The following is a 21,012-nucleotide window of genomic DNA, read 5'->3' as shown; positions in this document are numbered from 1 at the left end:
GCTTCTGCCCACGGAACGGGCGGGGTGCGGGTTCCGCCCACGGAGCAGGTGGCAGGAGGGGGAGCCGTCCGGACCGGGACCGACGGTCGGCGCCCCTGCGCTGCTCAGATGCCCAGCAGCCAGCGCACCGGCGCCAGGGAGGGCACGTCCAGCTGCACGTCCGCGTGCTCCCGCAGCGCCGGCTTGGCGCACAGGGCGATGCCGCAGCCTGCCGCGGCCAGCAGGTCGATGTCGTTGGCGCCGTCGCCCACGGCCACGGCGAGCTCCGGGGAGGCCCCGGCCTCGACGGCCCAGTGCCGCAGCATCCGCGCCTTGGCCGCCCGGTCCACCACGGGGCCGAGGATCCTCCCGGTGAGGCGTCCGTCGATCACCTCGAGCGTGTTGGCCGCCGAGGCGTGCAGGCCCCACCGCTCCGCCAGCGGCTCGAGCACCTGCGTGAACCCGCCCGAGACCGCGCAGACCTGCCCGCCCGCGGCGGTCACCGCCGCCACCAGCTCCACGGCTCCGTGGGTCGGCTCCACCCGCGCGACGACGTCGTCCACCACCGACGCCGGCAGGCCCGCCAGGGTCTCCACGCGCGCGTGCAGGGACTGGGCGAAGTCGAGCTCGCCGCGCATCGCCCGCTCGGTGACGGCCGCGACCTCCGTCTCCCGCCCGGCGTGGGCGGCCAGCAGCTCGATGACCTCCTGACGGATCAGGGTCGAGTCCACGTCCGTGACCACGAGGGGCCGCTCGGCGTCGGCGAGCGCCGCGGGCAGCACCGCTGTGGCCCAGCCCTCCGGCGGGGGGGCCTCCTCCGCCCCGCGCCAGCGCCACCCCTGGAGCACGGTGCCGTCCGGGCCCTCCGCCTGCAGGGCCTCGGCCCCGGCGGGCACCCCGGCGGGGCGCTCCTGGGGCGCCGCGGCGGCGTCGGCGGGGGAGAGGGCGCGGTGGATCAGTCGGCGGGGTTCGCTCATGCCCCGATGGTAGGGGCAGGCGGGCCCGTTGCCGGGTCCACGGCGCGGGTGCACGGGCCACCGCCCGGCACTAGGCTGGCCGCCATGACCGCGCCCCACGATGCCGCCCGTCCCTCGCCCGCCGTGTTCGAGGACCCTTTCACGCCCGACGAGGACGCGGTCCTGCAGCTGCGCGGCGTCACGGTGCGCCGCGGCGGCAGGGACATCCTGGCCGGCGTCGACTGGACGGTGCGCGCGGGCGAGCGGTGGATCGTGATGGGCCCGAACGGGGCCGGCAAGTCCACGCTCCTGCAGATCGCGTCCTCGCGGATGTTCCCGACCTCCGGCGAGGTGGGGATCCTCGATGAGGTGCTCGGCGCCGTCGACGTGTTCGAGCTGCGCCCGCGCATCGGCCTGTCCTCCGCGCTGCTGGCGAACCAGGTGCGCGAGGAGGAGACGGTGCAGGACGCCGTGATCACCGCCTCCTACGGGATGACAGGACGCTGGCGTGAGGAGTACGAGCTGGAGGACCGTGCCCGCGCGCTCGGCCTGGTCTCCGAGTGGGGCCTGGCCCGCCTGGCGCACCGCCGGTTCGGGACCCTCTCCGAGGGCGAGCGCAAGCGCGTTCTGATCGCCCGCGCCCTCATGACGGACCCCGAGCTGCTGCTGCTGGACGAGCCCGCCGCAGGCCTGGACCTGGCCGGCCGCGAGGCGCTCGTGGCGCAGCTGAGCGCCCTGGCCGAGGACGACGCCGCCCCCGGCACCGTGCTGGTCACCCACCACGTGGAGGAGGTCCCCCCGGGCTTCACCCATGCCCTCCTCCTGAGCGAGGGCGCCGTGGTCTCCGCCGGCCCGCTCGAGGAGACCCTGACCTCCGAGCGGCTGTCCGAGGCGTTCGGCGTCGCCCTGAAGGCGACCCGCACGGACGGCCGCTACACCGCCGTCGCCGCGTGAGCGCGCTGCTCACGTCCCAGGTCCTGGGCATGGACCTGTGGCAGGTCCTGCTGGTCCTGATCGCCGGGTTCTGGGCGGGGACGATCAACTCGATCATCGGCTCCGGCACGCTGGTGACCTTCCCGACCCTCGTGGCCGTGGGCTTCCCACCCGTCACCGCACAGGTCTCCAACGCGATGGGCCTGGTGGCCTCCGGGTTCTCCGGCACGTACGGCTACCGCCGCGAGCTCGGCCAGTCCCGGGCCCTGCTGCCCCGGCTGACGCTCGCCTCCTTCCTGGGCGCGGTCATCGGGGCGGGCCTGCTCACCGTCCTGCCGCCTGCGGTGTTCGGGTACGCGGCGCCGGTGCTGCTGGTGATGGCCCTGACCATCGTGGTGCTGCAGCCTCGCATCCAGGCCTGGGTACGCCGCCGCTCGGCCGACGGCGGTCGGGTCCGCGGCGCCGACTCGCCCGTCCCCGTGGGACCGGCGTCCCCGGCGCTGTGGGCGCTCGTGTTCCTCACCGGCATCTACGGCGGGTACTTCGTCGCCGCGCAGGGCGTGATGCTCATGGCGATCTTCGGCGTGATGCTGGTGGGCGGCACGCTCGTGCACGCCAACGCGGTGAAGACCTGGCTCTCCCTCGTGGTGAACCTGACCGCCGCCGTGTTCTACCTGCTCTTCGCGTTCGACCGGATCGACTGGCGGGCCGTGGCCCTGATCGCCGTGTCCTCCCTGGTGGGCGGCTCGGTGGGCGCGCGGATCGGACGGCGGATCTCCCCGACCGCGCTGCGCGTGACCATCGTGCTCGTGGGCCTCGCCGGGCTGGCCGTGATGGTTGCCCGCCAGGTCGGCGCGTGAGCGGGACCGCTCGGGGCCCGGCGGGGGAGCCCGCCCCGTTCCCCGGGGAGGTGCGGCTGCACACGACGGCGGACCTCGCCGACCCGCGTCTGGCCCCCTACACCACGCTCACCGACGCGGCCCTGCGCCGGGACGCGGACGCGGCCCACGGCATCTTCCTCGCCGAGTCCTCGCCCGTGGTGCGCCGCGCTCTCGACGCCGGCCACACGCCGCGCTCCTTCCTGCTGGGGGACCGGTACCGCGAGTCCTTCGCGGACGTGCCGGCCGCGCACCCCTCCGTGCCCGTGTTCACCGGCCCGGACGAGGTGCTCACCGCCCTGACCGGGTTCCATCTGCACCGCGGGGCCCTGGCCGCGATGGACCGTCCCGCCCCGCGCTCCGTGGCCGACGTCCTCGCCGGCGCCCGGCGCGTCCTGATCGCCGAGGACGTTGTGGACCACACCAACCTCGGGGCGGTGGTGCGCTCCGCCGTCGCGCTCGGCTGGGACGCCCTGCTGCTGACCCCGCGCGCCGCGGACCCGCTGTACCGGCGGGCGATCCGCGTGTCGATGGGCACCGTGTTCCGCCTGCCCTGGGCGCGCACCGCGGGGCCGTTCGAGGACGTGGTCCCGGTCCTGCGGGAGGCCGGGTTCGCGACGGCCGCACTGGAGGTGACGGACCGCGCCGTGGGCCTGGACGCCCCCGAGCTGGAGCCGATCCGCAGCGCGGACCGCCTCGCCCTCGTGCTGGGCCAGGAGGGACCGGGCGTGCGGCCGGAGACGCTGGCCGCCGTCGACTCCCACGTGGTGATCCCCATGCCGGAGGGCGTGGACTCGCTCAACGTGGCGGCGGCCGCGGCCGTGGCCCTGTGGGAGCTGCGGGCCCGCCGCGCCGATCGGTGACGGGCAGGGCCCATGCGGTAGAGTGGGCCGCTGGCCCGCCCGACGGCGGCGCCTCCCAGACCACCTCTCGCGCCCCTGGTCCCAATCAGGCGGCTGGAACGAAGGACACACCATGAAGACCGAGATCCACCCGGACTACCGCTACGTCATCTTCAACGACCTCGCCTCCGGTGAGAAGATCCTCACCCGCACCACCGCGAACTCCTCGAAGACCGCCACGTGGGAGGACGGGAACGAGTACCCGATCATCGACGTCGAGATCTCGGCCGCCTCGCACCCGTTCTACACGGGCAAGCAGCGCATCATGGACACCGCCGGCCGCGTCGAGCGCTTCAACGCCCGCTTCAAGGGCTTCGGCGGCAAGAAGTGATCTGAGGCGGCCTCGCGCCGCCCGCCCGATCCTCACGAGGGGTCCGGCACCCGGGGGCACCGGGTGGCGGGCCCCTCGTCGCGTCCGCGAGGCATGCACGCACCCGTGCGATCGACCGCTCCGGGGGCAGAAGTGTCTCCTCTTCTGCCCACGGAACGCCGGGGGCCACCGCGAGGTGCCGGTTCTGCCCACTGACCCCGCCGCCGCGGTCGGGCCGCGGGGTTCCGCCGCGGGCGCACGGCCCCGACCCGCCGGCGCACCGGTCCGTAGGCTGGGCCCATGCGCACACACCACGGCGAGTACAAGGTGGTCGGCGGCAAGCTGGTGGCCGCTGACCTGACCATCGAGGACGGCCGGATCGTCGCGGCCAGCGTCAACGGCGACTTCTTCCTGGAGCCCGACGAGGCCCTCGAGGACCTCAACGCGGCCGTCACCGGCCTGTCCACGGACGCCGAGCACCGGGCGATCCGCGACGCCGTCCAGCAGGGCCTGCGTCCCGAGGCCGAGCTGTTCGGCGTGGATGCCTTCGCGATCGCCTCCGCCGTGCGCCGCGCCCTCGGCAAGGCGACGACGTGGGAGGACCACGCGTGGGAGATCCTGCCGCCGCAGCCGCTGCCCATCACGCTGACGGTGGCCCTGGACGAGGTCCTCACCCGTCAGGTGGCCGAGGGGCGCCGCAGTCCCACCCTGCGCCTGTGGCAGTGGACCGAGCCGGCCGTGGTGATCGGGGCGTTCCAGTCCCTCGCCAACGAAGTGGACCCCGCCGGCGCCGAACGGCACGGGATCACCGTGGTGCGCCGCATCTCCGGCGGCGGGGCCATGTTCATGGAGGCGGACAACTGCGTCACCTACTCCCTGCACGCGCCCGCGTCCCTGGCGGACGGCCTCGAGACCGCGGAGACCTACCCGTTCCTGGACGAGTGGGTGATGGACGCGCTCTCCCGGATGGGCGTGCAGGCGTTCTACCAGCCGCTCAACGACATCGCCACACCCGAGGGCAAGATCGGCGGCGCCGCGCAGAAGCGGGTGGGCGCGGACGGCCTCCTGCACCACGTGACCATGAGCTATGACATCGACGCGGAAAAGATGCTCGAGGTCCTGCGGATCGGCCGCGAGAAGCTCAAGGGCAAGGGGGTCGCCTCCGCGAAGAAGCGCGTGGACCCGCTGCGCCGCCAGACCGGCCTCTCCCGGCCGGAGATCTGGGAGACCCTGATGGCCGTCTTCGAGGAGGGCCACGGTGCCCGCCGTGCAGAGCTCGACGAGGCCACCCTCGAAGAGGCCCGCGAGCTGGCCCGCACCAAGTTCGGCACCCAGGAGTGGCTCCACCGGGTGCCGTGACGCCCCGTACCGCGACGACGCCGAGGGGCCAGGTCCGTCCAGGACCGGGCCCCTCCGTGTGCGCCGCCGGGCGCGGCCGGGCCCGTCAGCCCCGCGGCTGGGCGGCCTGCACCCGCAGGGACCGCCGCAGCTGGTCGGTGTGCTCCACGACGAGCCTGCGCAGCGCCCCCGGGGCCTCGGGATGGCCGTCGAGCCAGCCCTGGGCCGCGGCGAGCACCGGGTGCCGCTCCTGGGCGTCGACGTCGCCGGCCACGGCGTCCTGGTGCAGCGGGAACAGCCCCGCGATGGCCCGTGAGGCCAGTCCGTTGGACCTGGAGGACCACACGCGTTCCAGCTCCGGGAACAGCCGCGCGGCGTACGGGGCGGTGAGGGCGGCGTCGCCGGCGGCGAAGCCCTCGGCGGTGGCGGAGAGCAGGTCGTTCGAGAGTTCCCCGCCCTCGCCGTCGCGTCCGGCCAGCACGGCGTCCCAGGCCGCGGCCTTCACCGCCGGGTCCGGGAGGGCGTGCACGGCCAGCCGGTGGCCCACCACAGTCCGGGCCGTGCGCCGCTCCGCGAGCGCGGCGTCCAGGGCGGCGCGGTCGACCCGGCCGGTGGCCGCCTGTGCCTGGAGCACCAGCCAGCGGATCTCATCGTCGACGGCCAGGCCGGGGGCGGCGGTCGGGACGTCCGTCAGCAGGGCCTGCTCCGCGCGCGCCGCGAGCGTCGCGTCCCGGCGTGCGACCAGGCCCAGCACGCGCGCGGCGGCACGCTGCCGGTCCGACCCGGCCTCGAGCCCGGCCACGTGCCGCAGGAGGAGGTCCCCGAGGCGTCCGCGCAGGGCCGCCCGCTCCCCGGCCGCCGCGTAGAGCCCCACGGCGGAGCCCGCCTGCGAGAGCACCTGGGTGTACACGCCCACGGGCGCGATGGTGTCCGCAAGCCTCTCGACGGCGGCCACGAACGTGCGCACGGGCAGGTCGCCGGCGCGCACCATGGCCCACAGGGCGGCCCACACGGTCGCCTGCGCGAGCGGGTCCGCCACCCGGTGGGCCAGCACCGCGTCCAGGGACGCCTCGTCGAGGGCAACGGCGGCGTAGGTCAGGTCCTCGTCGTTGGGCAGCACGAGGCGCACGCCGTCGCTCGGCACGGTGAGCCCCACGAGCGGGGTGCGCTCGACGCCGGCCGCCACGTCCGCCCGCACGCTCGAGGTGCGCACGAGGGCGCCGGAGGCGTCCGGCTCGTACAGGCCGACCTGCACCACGTGGGGGCGGCGGATGGGCTCGCCGGTGGTCGGGTCCTCACCCGACTGGACGAGCGCGGCGGCCCCGTCCGGATCGACCTCGACGCGCAGGTGGGGGACGCCCGCCGTGTGGAGCCAGGCCTGCGCCCACGCGGCCATGTCCCGTCCGGAGGCCTCGGAGAGCACCGCGAGGAAGTCCGCGAGCTCCGCGTTGCCCCAGGCGTGGCGGCGGAAGTACATGCGGGCCGCGGCCTCGAACGCGTCCCGGCCCACGAACGCCGCGAGCTGCTTGAGCACCGAGGCGCCCTTCGCGTAGGTGATGCCGTCGAAGTTCTGGCGCGCGGCCTCCAGGTCCACGATGTCCGCGACGATCGGGTGGGTGGTCGGGTACTGGTCCTGCACGTAGGCCCACGCCTTGCGCCGCGACGCGAAGGACGTCCACGCCTCGGTGAAGCCGGCCGACTCGTCCGAGGCCAGCGTGCCCATGTAGTCGGCGAAGGACTCCTTCAGCCACAGGTCGTCCCACCAGCGCATCGTCACGAGGTCTCCGAACCACATGTGCGCCATCTCGTGGAGGATCGTGTTCGCCCGGCCCTCGAGCTGTGCGCGGGTGGGCGCCGTGTCGTGGATGTAGTGCTCGGTGAACATCACCAGCCCCGGGTTCTCCATGGCGCCCAGGTTGTACTCGGGCACGAACGCCTGGTCGTACTTGCCCCACTCGTAGGGGGCGCCGAACAGGTCGTGGAAGAAGTCCAGGCCGTCCTTCGTGACGCGGAACAGGGCGTCCGCGTCCAGGTGCTCCGCCAGCGTCCGGCGGCAGAGCAGACGCAGGTCGACGGCCGCCGCCCCGGTGGGCGAGTGGCCGTCCCAGCGGTCCTCGACCACCGCGTACGGGCCCGCCAGCAGGGCGGTGATGTAGGTGGACTGCGGCCGGGTGGGGGCGAAGGCCACGGTGACCGAGCCGTCGTCGTGGGCCTGCCGGGAGGTCTCCACGCCGTTCGAGGCGAGCACCCAGTCCGCGGGGCCCGTGAGAGAGAAGGAGAACGAGGTCTTCAGGTCCGGCTGCTCGAGGGTGGGGAACACCCGGCGCGCGTCCGCCGGCTCGTACTGCGTGTACAGGTAGACCTCGCCGTCCGCGGGGTCGACGTACCGGTGCAGGCCCTCGCCGGAGCGGGAGTAGAAGGCCCGGCCCGCGATCCGCACCTCGTGGGCGCCGGCGCTGAGGGACGGCAGCACGATGCGGGCGCGGCCGGCGACCCGTGCCGGATCCAGGTGCCGCCCGTCCACGGACACGGCCGTGACGGCGTCGTTGAGGAAGTCCACTCGCAGGTCGGCGCCCTCGGTGAGGACGTCCGCGCTGAGCTCGGTGGTCACGGCGAAGGTGCGCGCGTCCTCGTCGCGGACGCCTGCGAGGTCCACGTGGACGGTCTGGGCGGTGAGCCGGACGGCCGCGGCGCGGGCGCGGGCGTCCTCGCGGGTGAGGGTGGCGTCGTCGAGGGCGGCGGGGGTGGCGGGCGCGGACGAGGGGGGAGTGTGGGGGGTGTCGGACATGGCGCCCATCACATCACACCGGCCCCGCCCTCGGATCGAGGACGGGGTCGGCGGGCGCGGTCCGGCGCGGCGGACGGCGCGCTGGGGTCAGCGCGGGTCGGGCACCCTCTGGCCCTTGGACAGGACGGTCAGGCCGGACTCGGTGACGGTGTAGCCGTTGGCCTCGTCCTCGGCCCGGTCGAAGCCGATGCGGGCCCCCGCCGGGACCACCACGTTCTTGTCCAGGATGGCGTTGCGCACGTGGGCGCCCTCGCCGACGACGACGGAGTCCAGCAGCACGGACTGCTCCACCCACGCCTCGTTCTGGACGCGGACGTCCGTCGAGAGCACGGACTGCGCCACGGTGCCGCCGGAGACGACCACGCCCTGGGACAGGATCGAGTCGCCGGCCGTGCCGGGGCGGCGGGAGGCCGAGCGCACGAGCTTGGCGGGCGGGGACACGGACTGGCGCGTGTACAGCGGCCAGTCCCGGTTGTAGAGGTTGAACTCGGGCCACGGCTGCACGAGGTCCATGTGCGCGTCGTAGTACGAGTCGAGCGTGCCGACGTCGCGCCAGTAGTGCTTGCCGGGCGTGCCGCCCGGGACATCGTTGGTGGTGAAGTCGTACACGCCGGCCTCGCCGCGGGCCACGAAGGCCGGGATGATGTCCCCGCCCATGTCGTTGTCCGAGTCCGGGTCGGCGGCGTCCCGGTTGAGGGCCTCCACGAGGGCGTCCGTGTCGAAGACGTAGTTGCCCATCGAGGCCAGGAACTGGCCCGGGTCGTCCGGCAGCCCCGGGGTGGTCTCCGGCTTCTCCACGAACGCCTTGATGCGCTGCGGGGAGGCGGGGTCGGTCTCGATCACGCCGAAGGAGGGGGCGAGCTCGAGCGGCTGGCGCACCGCCGCCACCGTGGCCTTGGCGCCGGAGGCGACGTGCTGGTCCACCATCTGCTGGAAGTCCATGTGGTAGACGTGGTCCGCGCCGATGACCACGACGATGTCCGGGCGCGCGTCCGAGATCAGGTTCATGGACTGGAAGATGGCGTTCGCGCTGCCCGTGAACCAGTCCTTGCCGCGGCGCTGCTGCGCGGGGACGGTGGCCACGTAGTTGTTGAGCATCGTGGACATGCGCCAGGTCTCGGAGATGTGGCGGTCCAGCGAGTGCGACTTGTACTGGGTCAGGACCACGATCTCCCGGTACCGGGAGTTGACCAGGTTGGACAGGGCGAAGTCGATGAGCCGGTACGTGCCGCCGAACGGGACGGCGGGCTTGGCGCGGTCCGCGGTGAGCGGCATGAGGCGCTTGCCCTCACCACCCGCGAGCACCACCGAGAGGACCTTCTTCTGCACCATCGTGGGACCACTTCCTCGTGACTGGGCGTCGTCGTCGGGCCCGGCCGGACCTGCGCGGACCGGGCCCCGCCAGACTATCGGCCCCCCGGGGCGGGGACTAGGTTGGAGGCGTGCGCATCGACATCGTGACCAAAGAGTTCCCCCCGTCCGTCTACGGCGGCGCCGGCGTCCACGTGGCCGAGCTGACCCGCGTCCTGGCCTCCCGGGCCGACGTCCGCGTCCACGCCTTCGGCGGGCCCCGCGAGGCCGACTACCACGGCGCCACCGTCCACACCTACGGACAGCCGGCCGGGTTCGAGTCCGCCAACGGCGCGGTGCAGACCCTCGCCACGGACCTCTCGATCCTGGAGCCCCTCGAGGGCGCGGACGTGATCCACTCCCATACCTGGTACGCCAACCTCGCCGGGCACCTGGGCGGGCTCATGCACGACACCCCGCACGTGCTCTCCGCCCACTCCCTCGAGCCGCTGCGCCCCTGGAAGGCCGAGCAGCTCGGCGGCGGCTACGCCCTGTCCTCCTGGGCGGAGTCCACCGCCTACCACGGCGCCGCCGCCGTGATCGCGGTGTCCGAGGGCATGCGCAGGGACATCCTGCGCTGCTACCCGGACGTGGACCCGGCGAGGGTCCACACCGTGCACAACGGCATCGACACGCGCCTGTGGGCCCCCCGGACCGGGACCTCGGCCCTCGAGAAGCACGGCATCGACCCGTCCCGCCCGTCCGTGGCGTTCGTCGGACGCATCACCCGCCAGAAGGGCGTCCCGCACCTGCTGCGCGCGGCCCTGCGCCTGCCCGAGGACGTCCAGCTCGTGCTGTGCGTCGGCGCCCCGGACACCAAGGAGCTGGCCCATGAGGTCAACGGCCTGATCGCCCGCCTGCGCGAGGAGCGTGACGGCGTCGTGGTGGTGGAGGGCATGATCCCGCGGGCCGAGGTCATGGAGATCCTCTCCGCGGCCACCGTGTTCGCGTGCCCGTCCGTGTACGAGCCTCTGGGCATCGTCAACCTCGAGGCCATGGCGTGCGGCACCGCCGTCGTCGCCTCCGCCGTGGGCGGCATCCCGGAGGTCGTGGAGGACGGTGTGACCGGCCTGCTCGTGCCCGTGGACCAGGTCGACGACGGCACCGGCACCCCCGTGGACGAGGAGGCCTTCGCCGCCGACCTCGCCGACGCGCTCATGCGGGTCCTGGAGGACCCGGCGCGGGCCGAGGAGATGGGCCGCGCCGGCCGCGAGCGGGCCATCGAGCACTTCTCGTGGGAGTCGATCGCCGACCGGACCCTGGAGGTCTACCGCTCCGTGGCCGCCTGATCCGCCGGCCGGGACGCCGGCGACGACGAGGGCCCCCGCCGCGTGCTGCGGCGGGGGCCCTCGTGCACCGGTGTGTCGGCACAGGCCGACCCGGCGGATCAGCGGCGGGCGGCCTTCTCCCGGTCCCGGAGGACCTTCTCGTCCACCGGGGCCTCGCCCGAGGCGCGCAGGGCCTCGTAGTGGGCGGCGGCCTCGTCCTGGCGCATGCGCTCGGCGTCCGTGGCGATCTCCATCCGCAGGTGCTCCGGCTTCAGCCCGTAAGCGCGGGTCAGCTCCAGGGCGAACGGACGCAGGCGCTCGGCCAGACGGTTGACGTACCCGCGCAGGGCGCGGCCCCGCTGGCTGGACACGCGGCCGTGGGCCACGAACCAGCCCAGGTCGTCCTCGATCAGGCGCAGGGCGAACAGGTCGCGCAGCCACGTCAGCACCGTGCGGGTCTGCTCGTCCTCGAGCGCCTCGACCGCGCGGGTGAAGGCCTCCCACTGGAGCAGCTCGGCGTGCATGCGGGCCACCTCGATCAGCTCGTGCTGGCGGGTGTTGAACGCCGCCGCCTGCTCCGCACGGGAGCGCGACCGCGCGTCCGCCAGGGTGCCGGCGATGTCGGCCACCCGGGTGCGGACCCGGTCGGTGAGGAGGGAGCGCTGGACCTCGGGGTCCTTGAACCAGTTCGCGGAGCGTCGCTCGTCGCCGCGGTCCTGCACGGACTGCACGGCCTTGTGCAGGCCCACCCGATGCAGGGCGTCCGAGGCCTCGGCGACCACGTAGCGGGACACGGCGCCGACCTTGAGGCGGCCGAACTCCCGGGAGTAGTCCGTGAGCAGACGCTTGCCCACGAGCTGCAGCAGGACGTTGTTGTCCCCCTCGAAGGTCACGTAGATGTCCAGGTCGGCGCGCAGCTGGGTGATGCGGTTGCGGGCCATGAAGCCCATGCCGCCGGTGGCCTCGCGGCACTCCTGGAGGGTGTCCAGGGCGTGCCACGTGGTCAGCGGCTTGAACGCCGCCGCGAGCGTCTCCAGCTCCTGCCGGTCATCGTCCGAGGCCTCCTTCGCGGAGAAGACCTGGTCGAACTTCTCCAGCAGCTCGTTCGCGGAGAACTGGTCGGCGTACGTGCGGGCCAGACGGTCGATCAGCCGGCGCTGGTGGTTCTGGTAGTCCATCAGCAGCTCCTCGCGCTCGGGGTCGGTCGCGTTGAACTGCCGGCGCTGCTCGGCGTAGGTGATCGCGCCCTGCAGGCCCAGGAAGGACGCGCCGGTCGCGGACTGCGCGAGCGAGACGCGCCCCTGCACGAGCGTGCCGAGCATGGTGAAGAAGCGGCGCCCGGGGGACGCGATGGGGGAGGTGTACGTGCCGTCCTCGGCGACGTCCCCGTAGCGGTTCAGCAGGTTTGTGCGGGGCACGCGCACGTGGGTGAAGTGCAGCCGACCGTTGTCGATGCCGTTGAGGCCGCCCTTGAGGCCGTCGTCCTCGCCGCCGACGCCGGGCAGGAAGTTCCCGTCCTCGTCACGGATCGGCACGTAGAAGCAGTGGACGCCGTGGTTCACGCCGCCCGTGATCAGCTGGGCGAACACCGTGGCCGCGCGGCCGTGCAGGGCGGCGTTGCCGAGGTAGTCCTTCCAGGCCGCCTTGAACGGCGTGTGGATGACGAACTCCTGGGCGTCCACGTCGTAGGTGGCCGTCGTGGCGATCGAGGCGACGTCCGAGCCGTGTCCGATCTCCGTCATGGCGAACGCGCCGGGGGTGCTGAGGTCCATGGCGCTGGGCAGCCACGCGCGGTGGTGCTCGGCGGTCCCGAGGTGCAGGATCGCGGAGGAGAACAGGCCCCACTGCACGCCGGCCTTGATCTGCAGGGAGGGGTCCGCGAACACGAGGTCCGCGAACGCGGCGATGTTGCCGCCGTGGTCGTCCTCGCCGCCGAACTCGGCCGGGAAGGCCCGGTGCACGGTCTTCTCCTCCACGAGGATGCGGAGCTGGCCCAGGACGCGCTCCCGATGCTCGTCCATGCCGAGCAGCGGGTCGCGGTGCAGCCGCGGGGCGCGGATGATCTCGCGCACGGAGCGGCGGGTGTCGGCCCAGCGCCCCAGGAGGGCGTCCTCCAGGGCCGCCGCGTCGAGCGCGCCCGGCGTGGGGTGCTCGGGGGCGATCTCGTCCACATCGCGGGGGAGGGTCTCCGCCGAGCGGGCGGTGGTGCGGGTGTCGTCCGTGTCGGGACGGGTGGTGGTGGTCATGTCAGTGCTCCTTGATCAGGGGGGGAAATCAGGGCGGGGGCGTGCAGGCCGTCCAGCAGCCAGCGCGTGACGGCGTCGGCGGTCTCGTCACGGCCGGGGCGGTCGTCCGCGGGGACGGCGAGCCAGGCCTCGACGACGGCGCGCACCATGCCGACGGCGCCGCGCGGCCACAGTGACAGCGGCGAGGCCGGCCACAGGCCCTCGCCCGGCAGGGCCCGGGCGAGGCCGTCGGCCAGGACGTGGGACACGCGCTCGAAGAAGGGGCCGAGCACCGGGGCGCCGTCCGCGTCCGGCTCCGCCTCCGTGATGGCGAAGGCGTACACGGCGGGGGAGGAGGAGGCCACGGCGAGGCACTCCGCCACCATGCGGTGCAGGGCGGAGGGGCCGTCCGGCGAGCTGTCCGCGGCCTCGCGCAGGCGCTGCTCGACCCGCTCGGTGACCCGCTCGGCGACGGCCCGGCGCAGGCCGGCACGGTCGCCGAAGTACCGGTAGAAGACGGACTTGGAGGTGCCGGCGTGCGCCGCGATCTCCTCCATGGAGACGCCGGGGCCGAGCTCGTGCACCGCCTCGCGGGCGGCTCGCACCAGCTCGCGGCGGCGCCGAGCGCGGTGCCGGTCCCAACGGGAGCTGCGCCCGTCGCGGACCGCGGGGTCCACTGTGTCTTGTTTCACAAGACCCAATGTATCAGGTACGCTCGGTATCAGTCTTCAGGGCGTGACGATGCGCCCCAGCCGATCCCGGGCGCCGCCCGACGGAAGGACCGCCATGAGCACCGAACCCCGCACCCCCGCCACCGACCGCCCCGCCCTCGCCGGGGGCGCGCTGCGACCCGCCGTCGTGGTGGGCTCCAACCGCATCCCCTTCGCCCGCGCGCACACCGCGTACCGCGAGGTCACCAACCAGGAGATGCTGACCGCCGCGATCGACGGCCTCGTCGCCCGCTTCGGCCTCCAGGGGGAGCGCCTCGGCCAGGTCACCGCCGGTGCCGTGCTCAAGCACCCCCGTGACTTCAACCTCACCCGCGAGTGCGTGATGGGTTCCGCCCTGTCCTCCGAGACGCCCGCCGCGGACGTGCAGGTGGCCTGCGCCACCGGCATGGAGGCCATCGGCACGCTCGCGGACAAGATCCGCCTGGGCCGGATCGACTCCGCCATCGGTGGCGGCGTGGACTCCATCTCCGACTCCCCGGTGAGCTACACCGACGGCGCCCGCCGGGTCCTGTTCGACCTCAACGCCGCCAAGACCCTCAAGGACCGCGTCCGCGCCGTCTCCCGGCTGCGCCCGGGGCACCTGGTGCCCCAGCCCGCCGGCGCCGGCGAGCCCCGCACCGGCATGTCCATGGGCGAGCACCAGGCCCTCACCACCCACGAGTGGGGCATCACCCGCCAGGCCCAGGACGAGCTGGCCGCCGCCAGCCACCAGCGCCTCGCCGCGGCCTACGACGCCGGCGTCATGGACGACCTCGTCACCCCCTTCCGCGGCTTGACCCGGGACAACAACCTCCGCCCGGACTCCTCGGTGGAGAAGCTGGCGAAGCTCAAGCCCGCCTTCGGCCGCCACCTCGGGGACGAGGCCACCATGACCGCGGGCAACTCCACCCCCCTCACCGACGGCGCGTCCGCCGTGCTGCTCTCCTCCGAGGGCTGGGCGGCCGAGCGCGGCCTGCCCGTGCTCGCCGAGGTGGTGGACGTGGAGAACGCCGCCGTGGACTTCGTGGACGGCCGGGACGGCCTGCTCATGGCGCCGGTGTACGCCGTGCCGCGCCTGCTGGACCGCCACGGCCTGACGCTTCAGGACCTCGACTTCGTCGAGATCCACGAGGCCTTCGCCGGCACCGTGCTGGCCACGCTGGCCGCATGGGAGGACGAGTCCTTCTGCCGCGAGCGCCTGGGCCTGTCCGGCGCGCTCGGCTCCGTGGACCGCGCCAAGCTCAACGTGCACGGCTCCTCGCTGGCGGCCGGCCACCCGTTCGCCGCCACCGGCGGCCGCGTCGTGGGCCTGCTCTCCCAGACCCTGCACCAGGCAGGCGAGGGCTCCCTCGGCCTGGTCTCGGTCTGCGCCGCCGGCGGCCAGGGGATCGTCGCCCTGCTCCGCGGGCGCTGAGCGACCCCGCCCCGCCCTCTCCCCTCCCGACCCTGGCCGGCGCGGTCCCCCGCTGGCACTGAAAGGACTGCCATGCCCTCCTCCGACCCCTACGGAGACCTCGTCCGCAGCCCCCTGGGCCGCCGGCTCACCGGTGCCCTCGGTCTGCCCCGCCCCGCGCAGCTGCGCCGCCTCGAGGCGGGCACGCCGGAGTTCGCCGGGGACGTCCTCGTCCTCGGGGAGGGGCCCGGCGCCGAGCAGGCGCGCGCCCTGGTGAGTGCCGTCGGCGCCCGCCCTGTGGGCGACGCGCCCGCTGAGGGCGGCCTGACCGGCGTCGTCGCGTGCTTCGACGCCGTCACCCACCCCGGGGAGCTGTCCGCCACCGCACTGGCCCTGGGCGGGGCGTTGCGCTCGCTCGGTGCCAGCGCCCACGTGGTGACCGTGGTGCGGGATCCCGAGCAGGCGGAGGACGCGGCCGAGCAGGCCGCCCGCGCCGGCGTGATCGGCCTGACCCGCTCGCTGGCGCACGAGATGCGCCGCGGCGGCACCGCCAACGCGCTGCTGCTGCGCGACGGGGCCGCGCTCTCCGACGCCGGCCCCGCCGGGGCGCTGGCGTTCCTGCTCTCGCCGCGGTCGGCGTTCGTCTCCGGGCAGCCGCTGCCGGTGGGCCCGGGCACCCCGGCGCCCTCGTCGCCAGAGGGGGAGTCCGAGGCCCCGCTGGCGGGGCGGGTCGCCGTCGTCACGGGCGCGGCCCGGGGCATCGGCGCGGCCATCCTGCGGACGCTGGCCCGGGACGGGGCCACCGTGATCGGCGTGGACCTGCCCGCGGCGGGCGAGGACCTGATGCGCCTGGTCAATGAGCTGGGCGGCACCGCCCTGGCCCTCGACATCACCGCCCCCGACGCCGGGCGGCGCCTGCTCGAGCACGCGCGGGCCCGCCACGGCCGTCTGGACGTGGTCGTGCACAATGCCGGCATCACCAAGGACCGCATGCTGGCGAACATGGACGCTGCCCGATGGGACGCCGTCCTGGCGGTCAACACCGCCTCCCAGCTGGCGATCAACGAGGTCCTGCTCGCCGAGGACGCCCGCGACACCGTGGCCCGGGACCTGAGGATCGTGGGCCTGGCGTCCATCTCCGGCATCGCGGGCAACCGCGGCCAGACCAACTACGCCGCCTCCAAGGCCGGCGTCATGGGCCTGACCGCCGCCACCGCCCCGGTGCTCGCCGCCCGCGGCGGCGGCATCACCGCGGTGGCGCCCGGTTTCATCGAGACCGAGATGACCGCGCGCATCCCGCTGCTCACCCGTGAGCTCGGCCGCCGCCTGAGCTCCCTGCAGCAGGGCGGCCGGCCGGAGGACGTGGCCGAGGCCGTGGCCTTCCTCGCCTCGCCCGGCGCCTCCGGCGTCAACGGCACCACGCTGCGCGTGTGCGGCCAGGCGATGATGGGAGCATGAGCGTGCAGACCCGCACCCGGGACGCCATGCCCGCGCTGGCCCCGCTGTATGCCGGCGCCGCCGCCCAGGCTGGCCGCGACGCCCTGTCCCGCCGGTCCCGGCCCGCGGAGCTGCCCGGCCTCCGCCTGGTGGTGGCCGACCATCGGATCGATGAGGATGCGCTGCGGCGGTGGCGCGAGGGCGTCGGCCCCGTGGACCCGGACGCCCTGCCCTCCGTGCTGGTGCACACCCAGGTGTTCGGCGCGGCCATGGCGCTCATGGCGGATCCGGAGTTCCCCCTGCCCCTGCCGGGCATGGTGCACCTCACCAACACGGTGACGCACCGCCGCCCCGTGGCCGCCGGACGCCCGTTGACCGTGAGCGCCGAGGCGGTGGGCCTGGTCCCGCATCACGCCGGCACCGCGGTGGACCTGCTGGTGCAGGTGCGGGAGGCGGATGCGGCCGACGACGTCGCGCCGGCCTGGGAGGGCGTCTCCCGGTATCTGGCGCGTGGCGTGCACGTGTCTCCGCTGCGCCCGGAGCGGCCCGCCCGGGACGAGTGGACGGCTCCGGCCCCCACGGCCCAGTGGACCCTCAGCGGCGGGGCGGGGCGGTCCTACGCCCGCGTCTCGGGGGACTGGAACCCGATCCACCTCTCCGGCCCCACGGCGAAGGCCTTCGGCCAGCGCGGGGCGATCGCCCACGGGATGCTGCTGGCGGCCCGCATGCTCCAGAGCCGGGAGCCGGCCGAGGCCGGGTTCCGTTGGGAGATCGGGTTCGAGGCGCCCGTGGTCCTGCCGGCGCGCGTGGCCGTCCGCTACGCCGAAGAGGCCGCGGGGGCCACCGCCGTGACCGGGTGGGACCCCCGCCGCGGCCGGCGGCACTTCACCGGCTCGATCGCACCGATCGGCGGCTGACCCCCACAGCCGGGATCAGCCGCGCGGCAGCTCCCCGAGCGACGTCAGCAGGGACTCCGCCCAGTCGTCCCAGGAGTGGCCGCGGGCGTGGCGGACCGCCGCGGGGGACATGGCGACCCAGGCGGGGCGGTCCCCGCGGACGCGCTCGAGCGCGTCCGCCCACGCCTTGGCGGTGTTCGGGTGCACGAGCACGCCGGAGACGCCGTGCTGGACGGCATGCACGAGCCCGCCCACGCGGTGGGCGAGGACCGGGGTGCCGCACGCCTGCGCCTCCACCGCCACGAGTCCGTAGGTCTCGGAGGCGCTGGGGAGGGCGACGGCGTCGGCGCCCCGCATCTGCTCGGCCAGCCGCGCCGGCGGGACGGGCGCGGACGCGCTGACCAGGTCGGACACGCCGCGCCGGCCGGCCAGGGCGATCACGTCCAGCGTCTCGGGACCGGAGGCCTCCCCGTTGACGTGCACGCGCACGCCGGGGTCCCCGCCTCCGGCCCGGGCGCGCAGCTCGGCGAGCGCCTCGACCAGCAGGTGCGGGCCCTTGTGCCGCTGGACGCGACCGGCGAACAGGACCCGCAGCGGGGACGCCTCGGGGCCGTCCGCATCGCCCTGGGCGTCCGGCCCCGGCCAGGCGGCGGGACCCTCGGGGGTGAACACCTGCAGGTCGACGCCGGGGGGCAGCACCCGCAGCCGCCGGCGGTCCACGCCGAAGGCGCCCTGCAGCTCGCGCGCCTCGGCGGGGGAGTTCACCATCAGGAGGTCGGCTGCGTGCACGAGCGCGGCCTCGGCCTCGAGGCGCTCGCGCGGCTCGGCGTGCCCCTCGTCCTCGACGACCTTGACGGCGCCCGTCGTGTGCATGGTCTGCAGCAGCGGGGCGGCGAGATCCACGGCCAGAGCCTGGGCCGTGGCCGCGGACAGCCAGTAGTGCCCGTGGACGAAGGCCACGCGGCGCGACCGGGCGCGAGCCCCGCCGTCGTCGCCCAGCAGGGCCCCGCCGGGGACGGCGTCCGAGGACAGCCAGGCGCGGGCGGCCGCGGTGAACGCGCCCCGGTGGCCGGCGAGCTCCTCCTTGGCGACCGGCGCGGCGGGACCGGCGGCCAGCTCCACGACGGTGACCGCCGGTGCCCCGTCCTCGGCGGGCAGCTCGGTGACGCGGGCGCCGTCCACCGGCTCCTCCGCCCGGGTCAGCAGGAGCATGCGCAGGCCGCGGCGGGCCAGGGCACGGGCCGACTGCCGCACGTACACGTTCATGCCGCCGGCGTCACCGCGCCCGGGCTGCGCGAGCGGGGAGGTGTGCAGGGACACCACCACGCCGACCGGGACGGCCTCGCGGAGCTCGGCCTCCACGGCGTCGTAGAGACGCGCCACGGACGGGGTGCGCGGCAGGTCCTCGACGGTGAGCGTGCGCCCCTCGGGATCGCCCAGCGGGACCGTCCAGTTCGGATACTGCTCCTGCCGGGTGCCGGGCTGGTTCTGGATGCGCCGCTCGCCCACCGCGTCCACGAGGGACACGCAGTGCAGCGCGGAGGGTGCCTGCGCGAGCAGACGGTGCAGTCCCACCACCTGGTCCTCGCGGGTCTCCGCGCCGTCCGGGCCGGTGGTCTCCAGCAGCCCCCGCTCCCGCGCCGCCGTCAGGAACGCCTCCACCTCGGCTGCGGAGCGCCGGCGCTCCTGGGCGACGTCCACCGTGTAGAGGCCCAGCCGCTCCCGCAGATCCAGGTGGACGCCCTCGAGGTACCCGGCCGTGGGCGGCAGGTCGTGGGTGTTCACGGCGGCCAGGCAGAGCCGGCGGTAGCGCTCCGGCGGAGTGGGCACCCCGTCCTGCTGCTCGAACCAGAGGATGGACGTGCCCAGGATCCCCGCCTCGGCGAGGCGGCGCTGCACCCACGGCTCGAAGGTGCCGAGGTCCTCGCCGATCACCACGACCCCGGCGCGCTCGGCCTCCAGGGTCAGCACGGCCAGCAGGACCTCGTGGTCGTACTCCACGTACGCGCCGTCGGGCGCACCCATGCCCTCCGGGATCCACCACAGGCGGAACAGTCCGAGGACGTGGTCCATGCGCAGCCCGCCCGCGTGGGCGATCACGGTGCGCACCATGTCCCGGAAGGCCGCGTAGCCGGTCTCGGCCAGGCGGACCGGGTGCCACGGGTGCTGGGACCAGTCCTGGCCCAGCTGGTTGAACACCTCGGGAGGGGCGCCCACGGACATGTCGGGCACGAGCACGTCGCCGAGCATCCACGCGTCGGCGGAGCCGCGCGTCGCGCCCACCGCCAGGTCGAGCATGACGCCCAGGCGCATCCCCGCCGCGCGGGCCCGGTGCTGGGCGGCGGCCAACTGGCCGTCGGCGACCCACTGCACCCAGCGGTGGAAGTCGATGTCGTCGGCCCGCTCGGCACGCACGGTCTCGGCCTCGGGCCCGCCGGGGGCCTGCTCCGGGTCCTGCGGGTGCGGGGCGGCGGAGTCGGCGGCCTGGGCCTCGAGCCGCAGGACGGACCACAGGGCGAAGTCGTCCAGGCCCGGGCCCTGACCGCGGCGGAACGCCGCGTAATCGGCCTCCCGCTCCGGGGTGCGGGGCACCTGCCACACGCGCCGCAGGGCCGGCCACAGGGCCGCCGCCGCGGCGGAGCGGTCCACGCGGCCGCCCTCGAGCAGCGCCGCCTGGGCGCGGGCGCCCGCCGCGCGCAGCTCCGCCTGCTCGTGGGCGGGCAGGGCGGCGAACTCGGGGATCCCGGTCACCCGGATCAGCAGGGCGGAGAGGAAGCGCCGGGACACGGGGGAGTAGGGCGAGTCGGTGGGATGCGGCCCCGGCTCGATCGCGTGCAGGGGGTGCAGCAGGACGAAGTCCGCCCCGTGGGCAGCCGCGTGCTCGGCCACCGCGGCGGCGTCCGCGATGTCGCCCATGCCCCACGAGCCCTCGGAGGTCACGGAGTACCCCTGGGCGGCCACGCCCCAGCCGCGGCGGGCCAGGAAGGGGGCCGCCGTGGTGAGCCGGTCCGGGGCGCAGATCAGCGTGGCGGTGTGGACGGACCCGCGGCCGCTGCGGACCTCGATCCGGTGCCAGCCGAGCGGCAGGTCGTCCGGGACCTCCAGGTCGAGGCGCACACGCTCCTGGCCGTCCACGAGCCGGGGCTGCCCGAGGGGGGTCGTCGCCGACAGGCCGCGCTCGCCGCCGTCTTCCAGCCGGACGACCGCGGTGATGTCCGCCCCGGGCGCCACGTGCACCGGGACGGTGGCGCGGTGGCCGCGGCGTACGGCCACGGTGGGCGGCAGCGTGCGGCGCCACGGTGCGAGCTCGGCGTCCTCGAGGGCCGTCGTGAGGCCGGCCACCCCTCGCGCGTCGACGCCCACGCCGAGCGCGGCCAGCACGCGGATGAGCGTCTCGTCCCCCACCGACTGCTCCGAGCCGTCCTGGCCCGTGTACCGGGTCTGCACTCCGTGCGCGCGGGCCAGCCGATGCAGGAGCGTGCGTGCGTTCTCCGCCATGTCCGTGATGTCCTCCGTCGCCGTCGCCGAGTGAGCGCGGTCCCGGGGGCGGCGCACACATGCCTCCACTCTAGGCGGATCCGAGCGCCGCGGCGGGGCTGTCCACCAGGTGCACGACCACGGCCGCGGTTCCGTCGCGACGCGTCGGGAG

The 21,012-nt window shown here is 74.9% G+C and carries 15 protein-coding genes; 9 read left to right on the top strand and 6 right to left on the bottom strand.

What is annotated here, in order from left to right:
* Nucleotides 1-104 precede the first annotated feature (104 nt).
* Complete coding sequence (gene serB / locus MA879_RS02960; protein ID WP_248123352.1) at nucleotides 105-956, bottom strand: phosphoserine phosphatase SerB; 852 nt, start codon at nucleotides 954-956, stop codon at nucleotides 105-107.
* An 84-nt stretch (nucleotides 957-1,040) separates the two neighbouring features.
* On the opposite strand from serB, the gene MA879_RS02955 reads away from it, so the two are divergent.
* From MA879_RS02955 to MA879_RS02935, 5 genes are all read left to right on the top strand, one after another.
* Nucleotides 1,041-1,889 (top strand): ABC transporter ATP-binding protein, encoded by an 849-nt coding sequence (locus MA879_RS02955; protein WP_248123350.1) that lies wholly within the window; start codon nucleotides 1,041-1,043, stop codon nucleotides 1,887-1,889.
* Nucleotides 1,886-2,728 (top strand): sulfite exporter TauE/SafE family protein, encoded by an 843-nt coding sequence (locus tag MA879_RS02950; RefSeq protein ID WP_248123348.1) that lies wholly within the window; start codon nucleotides 1,886-1,888, stop codon nucleotides 2,726-2,728. Before MA879_RS02955 ends, MA879_RS02950 begins: the two co-directional genes overlap by 4 nt.
* A gap of 50 nt (nucleotides 2,729-2,778) precedes the next feature.
* Entirely contained in the window at nucleotides 2,779-3,609 is an 831-nt protein-coding gene (locus tag MA879_RS02945; protein WP_248123478.1) for a TrmH family RNA methyltransferase, read from the top strand.
* Nucleotides 3,610-3,721: 112 nt separating this feature from the next.
* Nucleotides 3,722-3,979 (top strand): type B 50S ribosomal protein L31, encoded by a 258-nt coding sequence (locus tag MA879_RS02940; RefSeq protein ID WP_248123346.1) that lies wholly within the window; start codon nucleotides 3,722-3,724, stop codon nucleotides 3,977-3,979.
* A 279-nt stretch (nucleotides 3,980-4,258) separates the two neighbouring features.
* Nucleotides 4,259-5,317 (top strand): lipoyl protein ligase domain-containing protein, encoded by a 1,059-nt coding sequence (locus tag MA879_RS02935; protein ID WP_248123343.1) that lies wholly within the window; start codon nucleotides 4,259-4,261, stop codon nucleotides 5,315-5,317.
* An 85-nt stretch (nucleotides 5,318-5,402) separates the two neighbouring features.
* On the opposite strand, the gene pepN is transcribed toward MA879_RS02935, so the two are convergent.
* Entirely contained in the window at nucleotides 5,403-8,084 is a 2,682-nt protein-coding gene (pepN, locus tag MA879_RS02930) for an aminopeptidase N (protein WP_248123341.1), read from the bottom strand.
* An 87-nt stretch (nucleotides 8,085-8,171) separates the two neighbouring features.
* The gene (gene glgC, locus MA879_RS02925) at nucleotides 8,172-9,416 is read right to left on the bottom strand and encodes a glucose-1-phosphate adenylyltransferase (protein ID WP_248123339.1); all 1,245 of its coding nucleotides are present in this window, start codon (nucleotides 9,414-9,416) and stop codon (nucleotides 8,172-8,174) included.
* Nucleotides 9,417-9,526: 110 nt separating this feature from the next.
* Between glgC and glgA the strand changes: the two genes are divergently transcribed.
* Nucleotides 9,527-10,723 (top strand): glycogen synthase, encoded by a 1,197-nt coding sequence (glgA, locus tag MA879_RS02920; protein WP_248123337.1) that lies wholly within the window; start codon nucleotides 9,527-9,529, stop codon nucleotides 10,721-10,723.
* Nucleotides 10,724-10,821: 98 nt separating this feature from the next.
* Here the strand turns inward: glgA and MA879_RS02915 are convergent, their stop codons facing one another.
* Both MA879_RS02915 and MA879_RS02910 read right to left on the bottom strand, forming a co-directional pair.
* A complete protein-coding gene (locus MA879_RS02915) occupies nucleotides 10,822-12,948 on the bottom strand; it encodes an acyl-CoA dehydrogenase family protein (RefSeq protein WP_248123334.1) in 2,127 nt (708 codons plus the stop codon).
* Nucleotides 12,945-13,619 (bottom strand): TetR/AcrR family transcriptional regulator, encoded by a 675-nt coding sequence (locus tag MA879_RS02910; RefSeq protein ID WP_248123332.1) that lies wholly within the window; start codon nucleotides 13,617-13,619, stop codon nucleotides 12,945-12,947. Before MA879_RS02910 ends, MA879_RS02915 begins: the two co-directional genes overlap by 4 nt.
* Nucleotides 13,620-13,713: 94 nt before the next feature.
* On the opposite strand from MA879_RS02910, the gene MA879_RS02905 reads away from it, so the two are divergent.
* The 3 genes from MA879_RS02905 (at nucleotide 13,714) to MA879_RS02895 (ending at nucleotide 17,384) form a co-directional block, all read left to right on the top strand.
* Complete coding sequence (locus MA879_RS02905) at nucleotides 13,714-15,051, top strand: acetyl-CoA C-acetyltransferase (protein WP_248123330.1); 1,338 nt, start codon at nucleotides 13,714-13,716, stop codon at nucleotides 15,049-15,051.
* 72 nt (nucleotides 15,052-15,123) lie between these two features.
* Nucleotides 15,124-16,488 carry a 3-oxoacyl-ACP reductase gene (locus tag MA879_RS02900; RefSeq protein ID WP_248123328.1) on the top strand — a complete coding sequence of 455 codons (1,365 nt, stop codon included), beginning with the start codon at nucleotides 15,124-15,126 and terminating at the stop codon, nucleotides 16,486-16,488.
* The gene (locus MA879_RS02895; RefSeq protein ID WP_248123326.1) at nucleotides 16,485-17,384 is read left to right on the top strand and encodes a MaoC/PaaZ C-terminal domain-containing protein; all 900 of its coding nucleotides are present in this window, start codon (nucleotides 16,485-16,487) and stop codon (nucleotides 17,382-17,384) included. Before MA879_RS02900 ends, MA879_RS02895 begins: the two co-directional genes overlap by 4 nt.
* Nucleotides 17,385-17,399: 15 nt before the next feature.
* On the opposite strand, the gene malQ is transcribed toward MA879_RS02895, so the two are convergent.
* Nucleotides 17,400-20,861, bottom strand: coding sequence for a 4-alpha-glucanotransferase (gene malQ, locus MA879_RS02890; RefSeq protein ID WP_248123324.1), 3,462 nt, complete (start codon nucleotides 20,859-20,861; stop codon nucleotides 17,400-17,402).
* Nucleotides 20,862-21,012: the final 151 nt, after the last annotated feature.

This window comes from Micrococcus lacusdianchii (genome assembly GCF_023155805.1).
GTDB classification, from domain to species: Bacteria; Actinomycetota; Actinomycetes; order Actinomycetales; family Micrococcaceae; genus Micrococcus; species Micrococcus lacusdianchii.
This window is presented reverse-complemented; position numbering and strand designations above follow the sequence as displayed.